Origin of the sequence: Chamaesiphon polymorphus CCALA 037, assembly GCF_003003845.1 — a bacterium.
Taxonomy (GTDB): domain Bacteria; phylum Cyanobacteriota; class Cyanobacteriia; order Cyanobacteriales; family Chamaesiphonaceae; genus Chamaesiphon; species Chamaesiphon polymorphus.
Genome location: NZ_PVWO01000001.1, coordinates 34,759 through 54,416, shown reverse-complemented (window position 1 = coordinate 54,416; position 19,658 = coordinate 34,759). Strand labels below are relative to the sequence as shown.

Genomic DNA, 19,658 nt, shown 5'->3' with positions numbered 1-19,658 from the left:
AGTTGGGAGTTGGGAGCAGGGGAGAGGATTTTGGATTGAGCTTACATCAAAACCCTTTCCCCTTTCCCCCTAAAACCAATGCTTAATTTCAACAACAAAAGAGTCTTTCTGACTAAAGCGCAACTTCCATATTTAGTGATGCTATTAGCTCCAATTTACTTACATGGAGTTGATGTTAGTAGCTTATTTAAAGTCACTAATAACAAGCCAATAATTTTGCCAATAGCTGCACAGGCGATGATTGGCAATAAGGCAATTAAATTAGAAGTGGCAAAAACAGCTATTACTCAACAAACGGGCTTAACCCATCGCCCAGATATTCCATCAGATCGGGGAATGTTATATCAAACCACGACTCAACAACCATTGACATTTAGTGGTAAAGGAATGGAATTTGCTACAGATCTGATTTTTATCAACAAGAACCGAGTCGTGGGGCTATATGCCAACGTGACTCCCTGTACCGATAAATGTACCAACTATTCACTTCCACAAAAATATGATGCGGTGATGGAAGTTAAAGCAGGAATTGTTGAGAAATTAGGTATTAAAAATGATACAGAGATCGAGCTGACTTATGCGGGGCGAAACTGATGGCTCAAATTCATTGGATTGGCGGTAATTTACCACAGGTAGGTAAATCCTGGGCGGTTAGAGCCTTGACTGAAAGTTTGTTTCTCAAAGATTACCAAGTCATTCCGATCGTTGTCGATACCAGCCCTAACTCGTCATTAAGCGAAATCTACAATCCCGCTCTATTAGAATCTCACACTCCTAGTAAATATTTTATTACCAATAGTTTAGCTGCCGATGAAATCTTCAAATTAGCGCATACTCATAAAAGATTAGTAGTTAAGTTAGCCAGCCACTCTCAAGTAAAGTTTTTGAAATGGATAAATCTCTCAGGTATTCTTACCGATGATATCAGACATAGTTTCTGGTTTGTCAGTAACGGACATCGAGACAGTATTAAGTACTTTCAAGAACTATGTAATTACGATTGGCAGCTCAATTGGGTGCGAAATCAACACGCACGAGTTTGGGGCAATTTAGAGAAGCCGGACGACGAAACAGATACCTTTAATATCTGCGATCTGCCAGGGATAATTACCAATCCGACAGAAATCGAATTCATCGAAGCAAGTCGGGCAATTCTTCATCATTTAGCTCACCCCGAAAACAGCGAAATTCCATTATTAATGAGAGTAAGGATTCAGAGATTTCTAGCTCAAAGTCATCAGAATTTTATAGGTATGACAATTCAATCTACTAAACCACCGCCGCCTAAAATCATCTCTAGACATGTGGAAGATGAGGATGATATTCCCAATTAGAATTATAGCGAGAATCGAGGCAACTGTTATTTACAATAGTTAAACAAGCTATAGTGTAAATTATTAAATTATTTTCAAATGAAACTAAAATGAATGCTGTAGATCGGTTGACTAAATTCCAAAATCTTAAATTTGGATATTATAACTTTATTTTTGCTAAAATAAGAACGTGGATAAAACTTGCTTCGATCGTTAGCAAAGTTTAATGATTCTAGTTATCTTCATCTTAAAGTTAAGTTCCAGGATAAAAGTATGACTACGGTTCAAAATTGGCACAGCGGCATTGCTCAGATCGAGGAATCCAAAATCATTGGCTTATATTTAGGCTGGGTAGTACCAGAAGATGGGCAATGGCAACCACTGATGAGACTTGTCAAATCAGATCGCGGTTATGAAGCCACCCATACTCGTGCATATCAACGATTGGCACATAAGTATCGAGGTATGGCTGAAATGGTGTCCCTGCCCACAGTTGATGGCAAAGAAATTGCCTATACAATTCCTGACATTTTTAGCGTTAGAATGCCTCGCCTACGTCCTGATACAGAACGCAGATGCAAGTTTTTAGGCTTGGATTATCCTAACATCGATCGCCTCACCTTTATCGCTATTACTGGAGGTAATATTAATGGCGATAGCTATGATATTTGTCCGATTATCAAACCAAACAGTTACGGTGAATATCAGTTTTACTGTGTCTTACAGGAAGTAAATTCTGATGTTAAATCTAATCTGGCAGCTTATTCCAAACTTCAGTACGATCTTGCCTCGAACGGGAGAGTAGTAGTTAAAGTAGCATCAGATGAATTAGGCTTACTTCCTCCTTACTTCTCTTTATTGGGAAATGATATTACTGAAATCGAGCTTATTAATGTTAGCGACGATCCATACTTGGGCAATAAAATTCTAGTTGCAGTTGTAAGCAAAGTCGATCTTTATGCTAATCGATGTTTTGAGTTAGTTACAGGAAAAGTGATTGTATGACTAACTTCTCGGTATTAGAAATTTCAGCGGTGGCTTTTGAAAATGCTCAAGAAATTGAAGGCGGAGCCGCTGAAAAATATCGAGTAAACCTACCCGATTCTGGAACAGTTATTCTTAAATTTGATGAAGAAAGCTTGAATGGAGCTTGGGTCGAGAAAATCACCCACGAGTTAGCTAAACTAATCGATCTTCCGGCTGCTACTTATGAATTTGCTGAATTATTTGATGGGCGGAGGGCAATTATCAGTGGTGACTATTTGCAGCCTAATCATAATGAACAATCTGGTAAAAGCTTATTAAATCAATGTTTTGGGCAAGGCAATTATTCATATACGGTCGAGACTGTTCTGACCACAGCCGACCTCGATCGGATAGCTCTTCCGCTTAAATATACTCTCCCTCCACAGGTTGAAACTGCTGCCGATCTATTAGCTGGATATCTTGTTTTTGATTATTGGATCGATAACATCGACCGCCACTATGAGAATTGGGGGATTCAGATCGATACGACTACTGGGAGGAAAGAATTACTCCCGACTTACGACCACGGTTTGGGCTTGGGTTATCTACTTTTTGAGGAAGAGTATTTAGATTTAGATCCAGCCAATCACGTTCAGAATCAAAGTTCTGCTTTTTCTGGTAGTAAAGGTCGCAGCCTAAGCATGAGTGGAATGCTAGCAACAGTAGTTTCAATCAAACCAAACGCGGTGAGAGTCTGGATGGAGCGGATTACTCAAATCGACAGTCAAATAGTTACTCAACTATTCGATCGCATTCCCGATGGTTGGATCGGCGAACGAGCCAAGAATTTTGCCATCGAACTACTAGAATTTAACCGACAACAGATCGCCTCAATCTGCGAACTAGCACTCCCCGAAGTACCTGAGATTGAGAATCCTCCCAACTCACCCGAACCTCCAGCAGCTCCCGTCCGAAACCAACCCAGACCACCGACTCCCAACTCCCCAGACACCTCAAATTCGCCCGAACCAACAACTCCCGCCGATTCTCTACCAATAATTTCCACCTCCGCGAACGATAATCAATCACCAGGAAATACCAATATGTCGATCGAATTAATCAATTATGACCTCATCAACAGAAGACCACAAATCGGTTTGACTACTGGCACGATTAGATCGGAGATTAGGGAAGGCACCGCTATCGAACAATTATTGAGGAGGCAAGGATTACTTAAAGAAGGCGAACAGCCAATATTCTACGTCGCTCCCTACTCTAAATATATCAACGCTGACGACCTCACCAAGCATACTCCTGAAGGCACGGTCTTACTAGCTACAAGCTCGGCTCAACTCTATTTTGGTACTCCCGAAGTGAAGGCGGCAATTAAGACATTGATGCCCCTAGAAACTCAGATTCCAGGTTACGCCAGGGGTTTATTCGCTAAAGGACAAAGCCAATCCCTAGATCGTCCGTTGAAAGTATTGGTAGTAGACCATGAAACGGGTCAGAATAACTACGATATCCCAGAAATCGCGATTCGGAATATTGCCGCAGATGGTGCGAGCATAATCGATCGATCCGTGGGCGAACGGATGAAATTAATTGAGGATGTCGGCTTATCCCAAGTGCGCGGATACAGCCTCGATCCCCAAATCGGCTCCTACTATATCAAAGGTACAGTTACTCCCCTCAATCTCCAGAAATACTTTGCCACTCATGGGGTGGATGTAGATGTGGATCTGGTTCTCACCACATCAATGCTCAAAGGTTTAGGCGGTGGTAAATTGCCCCCTGAAATCGGCATCCATCAAGTCAATCCTCAAGACTTGTTTATCACTAGAACCGAACGATTTCGCCAAACTACCGCCAAACTCGGTTCGGTGCAGGACTTATACGCCCTGGGATTGGCAAAAGATGTGAGCATTCCCGTCCAGACAGCGATTCAAGATTTGCAACAGAAACAGATGGATCTGATCAGTCTGGCAGAAGATTACGTCCGCACCTTCAAAATCTCCCAACAGGAAGAAGTAAGAAAGGGCAAACCCGAAGTCGAACTACCAGGAAATATCGCGTTCATCGATACGATCTTAGAATCCAAGAACTGGGGACTGCTCGAATTACCTAGCGTCCGCGCGAACCTCCAGGAATACGTGGACGGACAAATTAAGAATATTAATGAAGGAGCGATCTCATCAATGCGGGGTGAGTTTCGCCCGATAGTAGTCTGTGGCGAACTCAAGCACAATCAGATTGCTGGAGCAGGATTAACTACTGGCGATAAACATGTCGCGCTGAGGTTTCCCGTTCTCAATCGCGGACAAGTACAAGCAGTAACAGTCAATAACGATATTTCCTTCTTCCTCAATCCCGAACTAGAGGGAATTATCCCCGATGCGATCTATATCGGTCGCCAAACACTGGCTGAGATCGAGCAGGATGACCCCCAAAGCTATCAACAGATTATCGAAGAGTTTGGCTCATTAGAAGCTGCAAAAGCATCTTGGCGGACGAATTTGGAGGCGATGAAGGCGGATTTCGATGGGGATCAGATCGCCCTATTTGCCGAACGAGATTATCCCAATTTTTATCAGGAAGTCGTCGATAACCTCACTCCAGAAAAGTTGATGCACTTCGTTTCTAAGGACAAGAAGCAATTAATCCAGAGTGAAGATTTACCTGGGATGGTAGTCGAACGGTTGAAAGATTATGTAGGGATTATCAATAGCGAACTAAGCAAAATCAATAAACTCTATGCGAGTTTGGACTTTATTATTACCAGTACGGATGGAGAGTTATCAACAGCAGATCGCCGATCTGCCGAAAAGCTCAAAACCGAGACGCTGCAATTAATTTACAGCTCTTTTCAAAAGTATCGAGTGGATGCACAATCCCTGGTCGAGCCAGATGTTAATTTACAACTTGAAATTCCGCCAGAACTTCAAGCCACGTTCGAGCGGTTCACACCTTTCTATAGCGTCGATTTCATCAAAGAACAGATAGACAATCCCCGCGCTCAAGCTAACTATCTCTATATGGTGAGAAAACCGATCGCACAGTTATTGGGTGCGTATCACGCTGCAACTCTTGCGGCTAAACCAATCAATGCGAAGAAGGGGATTGTTTTTCCTTCAGATCTGATTGAGGATATGGAGAAAGTCAAGTCAATGAAACTGACGGCAATCCGTGAGGGTAAGGCAGATCCAGCTTTACTGGTGGACTATCTTGAGAATTACGCAAGCGTTCGCGAACGGTTAAGTAAGATTATCGATCTCTCTCAACCATTGACGAGTAACCAGCGAACGATCGATCCCGACACTAATCTACCCCTGATTTTCACCGAAAAGATCGATGTTACTCCCAACTATCACTACAATCCCGCCCAGATCGACACTTACTTACGCGATTACCAAACCGTCGTGCTCCGCAAATGTATTGAAGTCGTAGATAGAGAAAATCAACGAGCGGTAGATTTCGTCAAATCTGGAGTCAAACCCAGCGAGGGGACAGTCTATGCCGTCACCGACAAGCTACCCCAACTCGATGCTGGCATCCAACTACTCAAACGATTCATCGTTGAGGAGAACCACCAGAATCGGCTACCAACGAGCAGTAGCATGACCTTGAACGCACTAATCGGTCAATTGCGGTCTGTTCCAGTCGAGCCAGAAATGAAGGCGATGGTCGCCAATTTCCGCGATGATTACCAGAATCTTCAATCGACGATCGCGCTTGAGAAAAAAGCCCTAGATGATTTCAAATATGGTAAACCGATCGTCCTCAATATCTACACCAACGATGGCAGTAAAGTCGTCATTGGCGACTGTAATGTCAGCGAGATTAACACTTTTCGCCAACTCGAAGGCAAGGGAGCGATCGAGGCTAGCAATGGCTTGGTGACTTTTTATCCCGATCGTTCGTCAACCTGGGAAGGGATCGACTACCAATACACACTAGGATCGATCGCCAAAACTTCGGCTATGACTGAAGGCAAACAGCCTATTGGCGATTTTGAATTTGAAGTCCTTCATAACCGCATTGACGAACTCAAAGCCGAATCCTGCGAAGTCCTAGCAGATTTCCGCGCCCAAATCGAGCAGCGAGGCTGGGATAAGCGTGAAGTATTTGCTGCTACCGCTCAAATGGTGGGAGAGAAAGCCATCTCTCAAGACTTTTTGTTGAGTGCTTTACCCCAGACGCTGAATGAATTTATATTCGATCGGGGAGCGGGGCAGATTATTATGGATACCCAATATCCAGATTACCTCACCAAACCCACCAAGTACTTTGTGATGGCGGGTAGCGATGGTACGAAACAACTCAAAGCACAGGCAGAAGTTGATGGTAAACAGCAGTGGATCGAAGCTGGTGAATTGACTGGCTATGGTATTCAACTGCTTGACAAGACTAGCTTCCAGGGCACGATCGAGCCTAACTACAACACCGTCACGTTTAAATCGCCACTGGAAGCAGGAACCCAGCGATCCGTACTGGTGGGCAAACTTACCAGCGAAGGGAAGAATTTAATCGATCGTGGGCAGGTTAAAGATCTCCACGTTGTCCGCACTCAGACACCCAGCTACAGATTAATAGTTCCATCCGAGCAGATCGATATTCAGGTTAGCAACCTCGCCCCAGAGATTATCGCAATATTGGGCGAGGGTAAATCCACCCAATTAAAACTAGATCGACTGAAAATATTCGATAACAAATTTTCTGGTACAGTCGAAATTAACGATAGAACTCACTACCTATCTGGAGTAAACTTTGATAAATTCGATAAAAAGAATCGAGATAATGTCAATACAACTATTCGCAAAGAACAGTTTGAATCGATATCAGTCGAGATGGTGAGAGAAACCGAACTGGAATCGACGATCGAGGTTTACAGCGGTGAAACAAGAATTGGGGAGATTACTCAAACCGCCGAACAAAAATTTTGGAGCAATCGGATTAACGAACTGGAGAATGCTACCGAAATCTCGATTAAGGTGCAGAGTGTCATCCCCAAACAAGTTGGATATAAAGTATCGATCGATGAGAATACTCTTTACAACAGCAATGTCTGGGCTGATGTCGAACCAGCCAGGACTTATCAACGCACAAAAAAAGATGAAGTGCAAAGTCCAAAATTAACAGCCAAGGAGTTGAAATCAGCCGAATTTAAGAGCGATAGAGTCAAGGCTGTGCTGGAAGAGGCAAGTCGAAACCTACGTCGTCAAGCTGATTCTAATTCCTTTCCGCAGTCTTTTTCAGTTAAGGTGACTGTGCCTGTTGTTGATGAGTCGGGATTAAAAGAAGTGGAGCAGTTACAGTTAGTCATACCAGACAACAAGCTTCATAAAATAGAAAAACATTTCGATCGAGATGAAATCAAATACACCAAAATAGAACGTGGCATTCCAGATACTTATGAAGAATCTCGTCGTGGTTATACAGTATTGCGGATAAACACTGAAGAACTAGATCCCAAAGTTAAAACCACGATCTCTAAACAACTGGGCAAGCCTGTCTCTCAAGCAGACTATCAAGCTAAACTCGCTGATATCCCCGTTATTCGCGAGTGGGTACCGATTAAGTTAAACAATCTCAAGCAGTGGATCGAGCAATATCCGCAGTCTACAAACATCCCAGTGTTAGATCTTAGCAAATCAAAGCCCGTTCCTTTTGCACTCAAACCCATTACTGGTGAGGTACAAACTCGATTTAAGGGTAAGGCAATGGCAATTAACAATTCAATCGTATTTGAGTTTGTGAACGATCGGCAGCGGGACACAGCAATGTATCATTTAGGTCTACCGATCGGGGCCAAACTCCCCACCGAAGATGGTAAAACTCGCTACTTTGCAATAGTTGAAGCTGCAACACTGCAAACCTATCTCAATGATAGAGCAGTCAATCATGTCCTGGTCAAAGATGGAATCAAGCGAGACAACCCGATTCTCGCATCCTACGGCACTAACAAAGATTGGACTAAACTGCCCTCTCGTTCTCAAGTAGATATTGTCATGGGCTTTGCTGCAAACAAGTACATCGGCATTCCCTTAGAAGCCAAAAGTCGCACTACTATGTACAGAGACAACTGGGCGGCTAATGCTAATACCACCACTTATAAATCGACTGATGTGGTGATGGTGACAGGGAATCGGACTGGAAAAGACACTAGTAACGAGCTACTGGCACAACATTTCCGCACTCAATACTTACCACTGCTCGATCTGGCAATCGCAGCTAAAGCGAAGATTCTTGTTGGCAATGACACGGGGATCGATCTCATGGTACGAGATCGCCTATCCGAACTTGGCTACAATCTCCACCTCAACTCGGCAGGGATATACGAAGCTGGCGCGTCTAACGACGATCGATCGCAAGTTCAAACAGAGCAATCGATCTCTGCCTTTATCTCAAAGCAGGAGCAGGAGCAGGAACAGGAGGAGATGGAGATGGCGATGTAGTTGGCGAACTGACAGTGACAATAGAAGACGATCTCGAACAGGTAATCTAACTACAAAAAATAGAGAGGGATAATATCCTTCTCTATTTTTATGCTTAACTTTGATTCAAGCAATTCTTAATTGTTCATTCTATTGTGCAGTGCTTCTTTAAGATCTGCGGTTCTAGATAGATATTGTTTAGTTTCTTCCTTCTGGTCTTTAATCCATCTCGCTTTGCGCTCTGCTTCTGTCTCTGGTTGCCACTCAGCTTCCGCTTTGAGGATTTCAGCAATTTCCTCGACTGCGCTTTTCTCATAGTTTCCAAGTATTCTTAGAGCTTTTTCTCGATCGCAATCTCCATCAAGCTTCTCTTTCAAAAACTGTTCGCGATCTGATGGAATCATAGTTCCATCTTGATAAAACCTCCAACAATTATCTGGAGACAATATGGAGCTAGAATCAACTTCAAAAATTCTTTGCCCATTAACGTCACTCACAGCTACCACCTCTACTTAATAATTCCGATCTTAGCAACAGATTCCGCAGAATATCAGTGCGATCTGGCGTAATTAAGACAGAAAAGATGTCTCAAGAGCCGCTAAAGCGGGAAAAAGTTTTTCTCACTTCTGCACTTTGATACTATTGAGGATTTGTAAGTGCCAGATCCTCAATTTTGTAGCTTTTTGCTTAACACCACTACGGAAATAGGGCAGGTATAATTGATTACTTCCGATACGATTCACGAACTCATCATTAAATACTGAAGAAATAAATCTTTTAGAATTCGCTAAAAAAACCGATCGAAGCGACGCATTCGGGCATAATAATATTCTAGTAGTATTCCCGTGCGGATCGACCCGTAGCACCAACAAACCCCCCGTCACATAAATGCAACAGAGGGTTTGTTGGGGTCAAACGACCGGATTTAAAAGTCATTGGAGAATTGTCCTGGTTAAAAGTCTAAATTTCTTTATCCTTCAACCTTCAAAAAAAGCAAAAGCGTAACTAAACTTGTTGTGGCCCACGCAAGTACCGTCATTATACCCCAAAAAATGGGAATAATGACACCCCCGCTCAGTTTGGATTGAAGGAGAAGGATAGAGAACTAAAGCACAGCCCAGCCTTTCGACTAGTGACTCCCACCCCAGGAGTCGAAAGTGAGATATTTTGCCAATCTAGTCAACCACTCCAAATTCAACGCCTATAGAGGTTTAGGCAACACTTGCCCAGTCTGCGCTAGCTTTTCAGGAAAGTGCAAATGGCAACCATACGAGCTTTCTGCCAAAAACGGTAAAATTACCCCCACCATCAAAACCCTGTGCATGACTGGGGCGGGTGGATATGGCAACCCCGACTATCATTATTTCAACGACACCCGCGACGGACAATGGGGCGTATATATCCCCCTTGTCGATTGGAACGAACATCGCAGCGAAGATCGTCAAGCGACCCCAGCAGAAAGAGAAGAATGGGTCAAAAACCAAAAACTCAAGCAGCAAGCATTACTAGAAGCTGAAAATCAGCGGCGGGCGGAATCATTACCAGCCCTAGAGCGAGACATTGCAGCGCGGGCAATTTTAGCCCAACTTTCATTAAACGAGATCGATCGCAAAGATCTCGTTAAACGTGGCTTCACCCGACAGCAGATCGAAGAAATCGGCTTCAAAAGCGTCGAGAAGTTCCAAAGACTCAAAGAACCCGTCAATCCTCGCTTTCCTGGTGTCAACATTCAAGGCAACAGGTTAAATAATGGCTATATTGGTGGGATTCTGATTCCCATCTACACCATCACAGGTGAAATCGTCGCCTTCCAAATTCGGAATCGAGAACCCTCTAAATCTCGTTATCGCTGGCTATCGAGTACCTGGGAAAAAAGCCGAGAAAATGGCCCTATACCCAACCTCCCCAACGGTGAAATTCCCCTCACCTTCTCCTACCCCCAACTACTAGGAGTCCAACCAGTATTAAAGTCAATCGGTTTAGCAGAAGGAACCGGAGCTAAACCCAACCTAGCTGCGATCGAAATGGGGCAACAGGTTATCGGTGCGGCTGGGGGACAATTCTTATCTGCTCCCGAACAGTTAAAAGATGCTCTCTTAAGGTGGAGAGCTTCAGTTATCGATCTCTACCTTGATGGTGAGGATATTCACAAACCTCAAGTCATCCGCCGTTGGCTAAATCTCTACCACCAATTGCTGGAATGGGGCTACAAACCCCGTTTAATGTGGTCGGGACAAGATATCGATGAGTTGGAGGATTTATTTCTCCTCCGCACAACTAGTCTAGACGAACTCCAGCAGTTGCTTGGTGCAACGCACGCTGAGGAAACCTCAGCGCGATTGCATCCGCTATCTGGTGGTCAGTTACCACCGCCACTTCCACCAATCGTTCCCCTAGCGCGGAAACTATATCAAAAATCTAAACACTTCACCCCCAACAAAACCCAGTGCAATCGCTTCCTTCAGTGGGAGATACCTGAGACAGGGCTAGAAAATACTCTCGTTGGCATCAAATCTGCACTAGGCACGGGTAAAACTGAAGTTCTCAAGGCTTTGGGTGCTTGGGCAAGAGAACAGGGCTTAGAATTGATTTTCATTGGGTATCGGAATAATTTACTGCGGCAAACATGCGATCGCATCCCCGATCTTTATCACGTTGGCGATGAGGATAAAGTATTTTTAGACTCCGACTATCACAAAGCCATCTGTCATCACTCAGCAGGGCTAATCGACCCCGCTCAGATGGCGAACAAGATTGTGATCTTGGATGAATGCGTCTCCGACTTGAGCGATATGCTTACCAGCAAGCTCACCGCCGGACGGCGTAAGGATGGTATGGATTCGCGTCAGGTTAGACTGGCACATATTGAGCAGCTAGTTAAGAATTGTTACGGTGTCGTCGCGCTGGATGCTTATCTCAGCGATACCGAACTGGATTTCCTGCGGCAATTGCGGCAGCTTGGTGCAACGCACGCTGAGGAAACCATCTTCGATACGTCTTCGCCTACAGCGCGATTGCATCCGCAATTCGATTTCGTCCACAAACTCGAAAATACCTACCGCAACCAAATGAACGTGCGGATGGTGAATCAAAAATCTACCGTCACCCGCGCCATTCTCGATGATGCCCTAGCTGGAGCGAACCTGTTAATTACCGCCACCACCCAAAAGCATTGTGAGAACCTCGAAAAATCCCTGATCCGCATTGGTATTCCTGAAACTAGCATCTGTCGGATCGATGGTACAACCGATCGTGATGAAAGCATCCAGCTATTCTTTCGCAATCCCAAAGTTTATCTGGAGACATACTCACCCCAAATCGTGATTCTCTCACCCACGGCTGAGAGCGGTATCAGTATCGATTTAGCTGGATATTTTAGAACTCATTACCATTTCCACCTGGGCAATTTAGGGATTCTCTCCGGCTTACAATTCCTGGGTAGATATCGAGACTTCAGCGCACCCCGCGTGATTTACTGTGAGCAACAGGGACGGATTAATGATGGTAACTCTAGCTCATTTACTAAGTGGGTGAAAGATGAATTCGATCGTCAGGTGCATGAAGACATGGATCTAGTCTTTATGCTGCTGGATCGAGGGGCAGCAGATGAGGCGATGAAAATTCTCACTAGTTATGCCAATAAGGAAGATCTCTGGCTCAAACTGGCTCACCAATACAAAGCCAATCTCAATGAGGAGATGAAATACCTGCGCGAGCTATTTGTCGAAGCAATGGTAGCAGATGGATATACCGTCACGATCGATCCTGAAGATGTCGATGGTTGTGACGATACCGACGATCTGATGGGTAGAGTTGAAGTCGAACGACGAGTAGTGCAGTCGCGGCGGATTTACGAGGCACCGGATATCGACAGACTTACATACGAAGAAATTAGAAACGATCCCAGTGCGAATGAATTAGATAGACTACTGGCGAATAAATATTACCTCACCCAACAGCAGTTACCAGGGATTACTCAGACGCTGAGTTATTCAGCCGAAATGATTCAGATGGTTAAGTACAACCATCCAGCCTTGATTAGAACGCTCGAAACTTATCATTACCTCCTCCATCCCGAACTAGCCGAAATCAACCATTTAGCTGCTTGGCTACCTGTCGCTGAGACTGGTTCTGTCTGGCTCCCAGACCAACTAAATCGTTCTTCATTGCCGTTGGTAAGGATCGGGCGAGAATTGGGCTTGCACGACCTCATGGAGGGGGAGTTCGACGGACAAGAGATTGCCGCAATTACCCAGCAGGTTGCTGATTCTAAACTTTATCAGTCCTGTTTGAAAATCAATGTCAACCCCAACCAGCCACACGATCCGGTTAAGTTATTCCGGCGCATTCTCAAGAAATTTGGACTTAAACTGGTCAAACTAAAGGATGACGAGTTCAAGTTAGATGCTGTGGCAAATTCGATTCTGGCTTTTAAAGGTGCGCCTAAGTACGAATTACTCACCCCTGAACTAATAGAGCAATTAGGGAAACTCGCGGGTCGTGAATTTCACCAAGACGACCGAGAGATTCAAGCTTTAGGTACAGCGATGGAAACACTGGGAATGAAAGATGGACGCGGACGAATGCGGCTGGTGGCTGGTAGTGCCCGTTATTTAGGACTGTCGGTCATCTCCCACCGTCACCGGACGATCGATCGTGGGAAAAAGGTCGTAACAAGAATTTACTCTTTCGGTGCGACAGAAAACCCAATTTCCCAGGCAATTAAAGATACGCCCACAGTTTATCCAGGTACTCAACCTGTGGAAGTGAAACACATCTATGAATGTGTTACGAGACGATTAGAACAGTTAGCAACCCATCAACGAGAGCGAGTAAAAGAGTGGCAAAATCCTCAAACATCGTTCCCAAGTCAGTTATTATCAGCGATCCACATCGATAATTTTGCCAGTATAGATAAGATTAACCTGCCAGAACACCTATCTGGATCGCCTGAATTCACTGTAGAAAATCTTCGTTCCGTAGCACAAACGCTGCTTCAGATCGGGCAGATGGAGGAACTGGAGTTAGAAAGTGTGCTGAATGACTATTTAACGGTGACTAATCCGACCGTCGCTAGAATTGCGCTGGACATGGTTGAGAGTAAGTATCCACAGGTATTTAAGCGATTAAACCTTTACGGATTGAATTTTCACAGCAAGCTCGCAGTGAGCGGTTTGTACTGTTGGTGTAGCCTCGCCTTTGGCGATAGTGAGTCGAACTGTCAATAAGAAATCAACCGAATACAGATTGGTGGCTTTTACATATCCGAAACTCGATCTAAAATTAAATTTTATTCGCGCCAGGTAAGCTTACCGTTCTTAGCCCCATTTTAAAATTGAAATTGCGTTTTGCTTTGTTCTTCTCGTTCCCGCGAGCCTCAAAGGTAGAGAAGAGAACGCCTCCGCGCACCAAGACACCGCAAAGGTGCCCAGAGTGAAGTCGTAAGCGCAAAGCGCATCCTCTACCTTCACATGCTTCCTCTGCTTCGGCACGAAGCATCGCAGTTTCTCCACCGTCTAAAGAAAAGATGGATGGTTTCTTTTCTCTTCTCTTCTCTTGTTTATTTGTTATGACTGTACAACCCATCAAAACAAAAATACCCAAAGCCAAAGTACTCGCCAAAGAAATCAAGCTGAAATGTGGCGAACTACCTAAAGGTAAATTCACGCCAGATAAGAAGATCGAAATCCAACTAATCGATGAGGATGGGACAATTTACACAGCCAAAGTCAGTCCTAAGAGTTACCGCCAAGCCGAAACCGAAGTCGCCGCATTTGAAATTTGGGTACTAGTCGTCTCTGGAAAATTGCAGATTGCCGAGCAGGGGTGCAATATTCTGGAAGCGGGAATTAAGGTGTTCGAGTGGAAAGAAAATGTACCTGAAGAAATAAAACAGACCAAAACAAAAGTCGCTCAGGCAAAAGTAGTTAAAAGGGAGATTTCGATTAAGTTCTCGACCGAATTTCCCAGAGCCGTACCGATGCCGAATAAGCTACTCAAAGTCGAACTAATCGACGATGATGAGATTACTTATATTGCATCGATTAAAAGGAAGCATTGGCACACCGCCGAAACCGATGCTGCCGAATTTGAAAATTGGATGGCGTTAGTTGGTGGAAAATTGAGTATTAACGAGGAAGGCTACAATATTTTGGAGCCAACGATTAGAATAGTAACTACTCAATAAACTAAGGGGTTAAGCGATTCAAATCTTCACCCCAGTTATCCGCCAGCGGTACAACCAACAGCAATAGACAAATCAATCGGGATTGAGATTAATCCCCAAATTTAAAGCCGGATTATTCAACCACCTATCGCCAACATGGGTGTAAATCGCCGTAGTCCGAGGATCGGCATGACCCAGTAAATCCTGCACCTGCCGCAGCGACGCACCACTCTGAATCGCCAAGGTAGCCGCTGTATGCCGCAGTGAGTGCGCCGATAGAGTCCGTCCCTCGCCATGCTTGATGTTGAGAGCTTTAAGATAACCATCAACAATCTTTCTCACCCCTCGCCGCGATAGCCGATAATCTTCCTCGCTCGCTTTTAAATTTCGAGGACGATAGTAAAGATTGATAAATAGCGGCGTAATGCCTGCAATACTATAACCTGCCTTCTTTCTGGCGAGTAAATAGCGGTCGAGTAAATCCACCAAGTCGGGAGTCAACGGCACGATTCGCTGTTGTTGTTTACTAGTTACGGTAATCCCTGCGCCCATTGAACCGCGCACGATATCCTTGATGTCAGCCCGATGGACTTCCATCGTCCGCGCCCCCTCTAAAGTCATAATCCCTAGCAGGAGTTGGTCGCGCAACGTCTTGAGCGATGTAGGTTTGGCTAAAGGAGCCTGGAGCAAAGCTTGTGCTTCTGCGGTAGTTAAATAAGTAATCCGTTCGGCAGGATCGCTGCGCTGTTTGGGTGGTTTAACGCCCCAAACGGGATTAATCGTCAGCAATCTGTATTCCATCGCCGCATCGTACATCCGACTGACGGCGACTAGCTTGAGGGAAATTGTAGTGGGTTTATACTTTTGAGAAACGAGATGATGGCGGTAGATCTTAATTTGATCTCTGGTGACAGTCAGGGGTTGAAGCTGGTTTGTCTCGCACCAGAGGAGATAGTAGCGGACTTCACACCAGTAAGTACGGATCGTTTCGGCACTAGCTCCGCCAGAGCCAACATCGAAGGTGAGGAAATTGGTAAACGCCGCCAGTAATTCATCGGCATCGAGAACGAATGGGGTTGCCGATGGGATATTTGAGGGTGAGGTGGTAGCAGTGGGATTTAGTTCATCCAATGGGGGCATTCGTAACTGAGGCGGCTATCTAAATTCTACTTGAATTTGGGGGGTAATTTAACGGGCCGCTAAATCACTTTAGCGGAACGTCTTGAGATTATAGTTGTTGCTGGGACTAGGTTTCAATCGGTCGCTAGCTTTTGGGGATTTTCAAGAAATTTACACCAAATCGGCTAGCGTATTGGTAGCAATCGCTTGATATTTATGGCGATTATCGTCGTAACGACTGAGGGTGTTGAGATTAGCATGACGACTCAAGGATTGAGCGGCTCGAATATTACCGTCGCTGGCATCGAGATATGCGGTGATGGCACTGTGTCGAATTCGATGGGGAGAAACTACCTTATCGATCCCTGCTGCTTCGCTAAACTCTCGCACCAAGCGATAAATAGTGCTACCGTCCAGCCGATGTCCCTTACTGCGCCGATCGAGGCTCGTAAAGAGAGGATCGGACGCTCGATCATCGCCTCTAGCTGCCAACCATTGGGAAATCGCGACTGTCGTTGCTGGCGATAGATCGATCTGGCTTTTTTGGATCTTGCCTTTGCCCAGAATCGCCAGTCTTCCAGATTCACTAAAATCCCCCACATCCAAGCTACAAACCTCATTCCGACGCAAGGCATTGGCCCAGAGCAAGTGGAGAATGGCATAATCTCTGATCCCTTTGATGGTGGTGCGATCTGGAATTTGCAGCATCTGTTTAAACCCATCTACCTCAATCCCTGTGGTGTCGCCATAACTCTCGACTTTTAAACAAGCAACGTCAGCCAAATTGAAGTTACATTGCTCGGCTTGACGGGCGTAATCGACGAAGGATTTTAGGGCTGACAGCCGGACATTGATCGTACTGGGGGCTAATTTAGCCTCAATCAGCAGTTGTCGGTACTGGAGGACTTGGTAGACAGCTTCTGGCTGATGTAAGGACAGGAATTGAGTGAGAAGGTCGTTGGATACTTCGCTGTCATAGTTACGACGACAAAAATCAGCAATCGCCTTGCTGTAGTTTCGCCTGGTATTGGCAGAAATTTTCAGCCGGAGGAAGTCAGCAAGAAGATCCGAAGAAGAACGAGTGACTTCAGGTGAGTTGGTTACGGGAATAGGTTTGGATACGGGAATTCGCAGGGAACTCATAGGCAAGACAGAGAGCGACTTTACTTGCTACTCAAACACCTATTCTAGCCTAAATTAAGCGCGCGATAATGAATTTTATCTTACCCATATTGTCTCAAGTACGCGCCTAGAGACACTTTCACGTTGTGAAAGATTCTTCAACGTGAAAGTACTCGATCGAGCGTACATGGTCTACCCCTTATCACTAAACGGGGTCAAATGAGTACCTGTACAGAAACTTACGCTAAGGCTGAAAACGTTGCTGCATAAAGGTTTAAATCGTTAGTATTTTTGTTCTGAAGAATTGGTAAGAGTCAAGATTTTAGCTGTACCAATTAACCTTTACTCTGTTTGGTACTGCAAATGAGTACGGCATAGCAAGGGTTTTAGGCTCCTCTATTTTTGATCCTTCAATTGGTACAGTTTCCTTCTTGATGGTTAAGGTGTTAAAAATAGGCTTATCGTAAGTTTCTGTACGACTGCTCATTTCACCCCTAAACCCACCCTAGAGTGAGAATTGACAAATCCGATCATCAGCGATCGATCTAAATCTCTCAGTTCCAGGCATTAGTGTTGCCGATCGGGAAGAGCGAAAACAATCTAGTACAGAAAGATTTATCCTGTCTGGTTCTAGTCAGAAAAATTCGGCGACTGGCGAACATCCGCGAAAAATCAAGTCTGCATCCAGACAGAAAACAGTAGTGGTGCCAAGCGATCGGCGTAAAACCATCGTTGCAATGAATGTCAGCAATTAGACATCGATCGAAGGCAACGACAGTAGTAAAGTCAGATTGATTCCCAAACGTAAACTAGCTGATGTTTCTCCTCCACCATTGACAGGAAATTATTTACGGTTGGTGCGAAATCCGAGCCAAGGAACTAACACTCTGGGCAATCCAATTTATACCGTTGAAGTCTATCTTCGTGGTGAAAAATATCAAACATTTAATGCTGTTTCAGGTACTGTCAATACCCAGAATAGAGATCGCAATTGTAACTGGAGCATTTGGCGATTAACAAAAGAGATAATACTTGAGCCGTTGGCTATCGCCTCTGCGTTGGCGATAGGTTGTCAAAGTCAAGGATTCTGGCGGCGCGGAGACACCAATGAGTCATTAAATTTAGAGGTGCATGTGTGTTAATCTGAAGATTATGAGAAGAATATGAAAATTAACCCATGTCACAGATCGACAAAATTCCTTCACTACCAGAAGTACATCGGACAGTAAGCGTCCCAACCAACGGCAGCTTCTGGAAAAAGATGTTGGCGTATGCGGGGCCAGGATATCTCGTTTCGGTTGGATATATGGATCCAGGTAACTGGGCAACGGATCTAGCTGGGGGTGCTAAATTTGGCTACAGCCTGTTGAGCATCATCTTGTTATCAAATTTGATGGCAATTTTGTTACAGGCACTTTGTGTCAAATTGGGGGTGGCAACTGGGCGAGATTTAGCGCAAGCATGTCGGGACAATTTTAGTAAGCCTGTTAGCTTTGGTCTGTGGGTATTGTGTGAAATTGCGATTTCAGCTTGCGACTTAGCTGAATTGGTGGGTAGTGCGATCGCATTACAATTATTGTTTAATATTCCATTAGCCGTAGGCGTGTGCATTACGGCGTTAGATGTGTTTGTGATACTATTTCTTCAAAATAAGGGATTCCGTTATATTGAAGCATTAGTAATTACCATTATCAGTGTTGTTGGGGCTTGTTTTATTGCTGAATTAATCTTTGCCAAGCCAGATTTAGGCGGTGTACTCGGCGGTTTTATTCCACAAGTAGAAGTAGTCAGAAATCCAGAGGCATTGTATATTGCGATCGGAATTTTAGGGGCGACAGTGATGCCGCATAATCTATATCTACACTCATCGATCGTCCAAACTCGCAATTGGGAAGATATCCCAGAAAAGAAGCGAGAAGCGATTAAATTTGGGACGATCGATTCAACGATTGCTTTATCTTTAGCCTTATTTATCAATTCGGCAATTTTAATTTTAGCAGCGGCGGTGTTCCATTTTTCGGGCAAGCAAGATGTCGCTGAAATTCAGGATGCTTACAAGTTATTATCGCCGATGTTGGGTGTCGCTCCGGCTAGTGCTATTTTTGCGATCGCGTTGTTAGCTTCTGGGCAAAATTCAACTTTAACGGCAACGATGGCGGGGCAAATTGTGATGGAGGGATTTCTCCACATTCGCATGAAACCTTGGCTGCGTCGCTTGTTGACTCGACTAGTGGCGATTGTACCAGCATTACTGACAATTATCTGGTTCGGCGAAGGTAGTACGACTAGTATGCTGATTCTGAGTCAGGTGATTCTGAGTTTACAGCTTTCGTTTGCAGTCATTCCACTGATTATGTTTACTAGCGATCGCCAGTTGATGGGCGAGTTTGTCAATCCTACTTGGCTCAAGGTGCTGGCTTGTACAGTGGCAACGATCATTGTCGGGTTGAATGGCTGGTTATTAATCCAGACATTCTCAGGATGGCTTAATCCAAGCTGATAAAAGATAAGAGTTAGGTGTAATTATTAATTTAATAG

At 44.6% G+C, this 19,658-nt stretch carries 11 protein-coding genes; 8 read left to right on the top strand and 3 right to left on the bottom strand.

The window, feature by feature from the left end; all coding sequences use genetic code 11:
* Positions 1 to 78 precede the first annotated feature (78 nt).
* From C7B77_RS00200 to C7B77_RS00185, 4 genes are all read left to right on the top strand, one after another.
* Positions 79 to 594, top strand: a complete 516-nt coding sequence (locus tag C7B77_RS00200; protein ID WP_245893954.1) for a DUF192 domain-containing protein — start codon at positions 79 to 81, stop codon at positions 592 to 594.
* On the top strand, positions 594 to 1,334 hold the full coding sequence (locus tag C7B77_RS00195) for a hypothetical protein (protein ID WP_106299301.1): 741 nt from the start codon (positions 594 to 596) through the stop codon (positions 1,332 to 1,334). Before C7B77_RS00200 ends, C7B77_RS00195 begins: the two co-directional genes overlap by 1 nt.
* A 252-nt stretch (positions 1,335 to 1,586) precedes the next feature.
* Positions 1,587 to 2,318, top strand: a complete 732-nt coding sequence (locus C7B77_RS00190) for a hypothetical protein (RefSeq protein WP_106299300.1) — start codon at positions 1,587 to 1,589, stop codon at positions 2,316 to 2,318.
* The gene (locus C7B77_RS00185) at positions 2,315 to 8,734 is read left to right on the top strand and encodes a hypothetical protein (protein WP_245893952.1); all 6,420 of its coding nucleotides are present in this window, start codon (positions 2,315 to 2,317) and stop codon (positions 8,732 to 8,734) included. The genes C7B77_RS00190 and C7B77_RS00185 overlap by 4 nt, the downstream gene beginning before the upstream one ends.
* 116 nt (positions 8,735 to 8,850) lie before the next feature.
* Here C7B77_RS00185 and C7B77_RS00180 read toward each other — a convergent pair whose 3' ends face one another.
* Positions 8,851 to 9,117 carry a hypothetical protein gene (locus C7B77_RS00180; RefSeq protein WP_181243653.1) on the bottom strand — a complete coding sequence of 89 codons (267 nt, stop codon included), beginning with the start codon at positions 9,115 to 9,117 and terminating at the stop codon, positions 8,851 to 8,853.
* Between the two features lie 753 nt (positions 9,118 to 9,870).
* Here C7B77_RS00180 and C7B77_RS00175 point away from each other — a divergent pair.
* Together C7B77_RS00175 and C7B77_RS00165 are read left to right on the top strand one after the other, a co-directional pair.
* Positions 9,871 to 13,941, top strand: a complete 4,071-nt coding sequence (locus C7B77_RS00175; RefSeq protein WP_181243652.1) for a plasmid replication protein, CyRepA1 family — start codon at positions 9,871 to 9,873, stop codon at positions 13,939 to 13,941.
* Positions 13,942 to 14,282: 341 nt separating this feature from the next.
* Positions 14,283 to 14,900, top strand: a complete 618-nt coding sequence (locus C7B77_RS00165; RefSeq protein WP_106299297.1) for a hypothetical protein — start codon at positions 14,283 to 14,285, stop codon at positions 14,898 to 14,900.
* Positions 14,901 to 14,972: 72 nt separating this feature from the next.
* Here the strand turns inward: C7B77_RS00165 and C7B77_RS00160 are convergent, their stop codons facing one another.
* A complete protein-coding gene (locus C7B77_RS00160; RefSeq protein ID WP_106299296.1) occupies positions 14,973 to 16,019 on the bottom strand; it encodes a tyrosine-type recombinase/integrase in 1,047 nt (348 codons plus the stop codon).
* Positions 16,020 to 16,169: 150 nt separating this feature from the next.
* Complete coding sequence (locus C7B77_RS00155) at positions 16,170 to 17,132, bottom strand: tyrosine-type recombinase/integrase (RefSeq protein WP_106299303.1); 963 nt, start codon at positions 17,130 to 17,132, stop codon at positions 16,170 to 16,172.
* A gap of 779 nt (positions 17,133 to 17,911) precedes the next feature.
* On the opposite strand from C7B77_RS00155, the gene C7B77_RS00150 reads away from it, so the two are divergent.
* Positions 17,912 to 18,262 (top strand): hypothetical protein, encoded by a 351-nt coding sequence (locus C7B77_RS00150; RefSeq protein ID WP_106299295.1) that lies wholly within the window; start codon positions 17,912 to 17,914, stop codon positions 18,260 to 18,262.
* Positions 18,263 to 18,297: 35 nt separating this feature from the next.
* Positions 18,298 to 19,620, top strand: coding sequence for an Nramp family divalent metal transporter (locus C7B77_RS00145; RefSeq protein ID WP_106299294.1), 1,323 nt, complete (start codon positions 18,298 to 18,300; stop codon positions 19,618 to 19,620).
* The last annotated feature ends 38 nt before the right edge of the window (positions 19,621 to 19,658 follow it).

What these genes read in the sequence shown, in the direction of transcription:
- C7B77_RS00200 (WP_245893954.1), top strand. Translation starts at nt 79, where the DNA reads ATGCTTAATTTCAACAACAAAAGAGTCTTTCTGACTAAAGCGCAACTT.
- C7B77_RS00195 (WP_106299301.1), top strand. Translation starts at nt 594, where the DNA reads ATGGCTCAAATTCATTGGATTGGCGGTAATTTACCACAGGTAGGTAAA.
- C7B77_RS00190 (WP_106299300.1), top strand. Translation starts at nt 1,587, where the DNA reads ATGACTACGGTTCAAAATTGGCACAGCGGCATTGCTCAGATCGAGGAA.
- C7B77_RS00185 (WP_245893952.1), top strand. Translation starts at nt 2,315, where the DNA reads ATGACTAACTTCTCGGTATTAGAAATTTCAGCGGTGGCTTTTGAAAAT.
- C7B77_RS00180 (WP_181243653.1), bottom strand. Translation starts at nt 9,117, where the DNA reads ATGATTCCATCAGATCGCGAACAGTTTTTGAAAGAGAAGCTTGATGGA.
- C7B77_RS00165 (WP_106299297.1), top strand. Translation starts at nt 14,283, where the DNA reads ATGACTGTACAACCCATCAAAACAAAAATACCCAAAGCCAAAGTACTC.
- C7B77_RS00160 (WP_106299296.1), bottom strand. Translation starts at nt 16,019, where the DNA reads ATGCCCCCATTGGATGAACTAAATCCCACTGCTACCACCTCACCCTCA.
- C7B77_RS00145 (WP_106299294.1), top strand. Translation starts at nt 18,298, where the DNA reads ATGTCACAGATCGACAAAATTCCTTCACTACCAGAAGTACATCGGACA.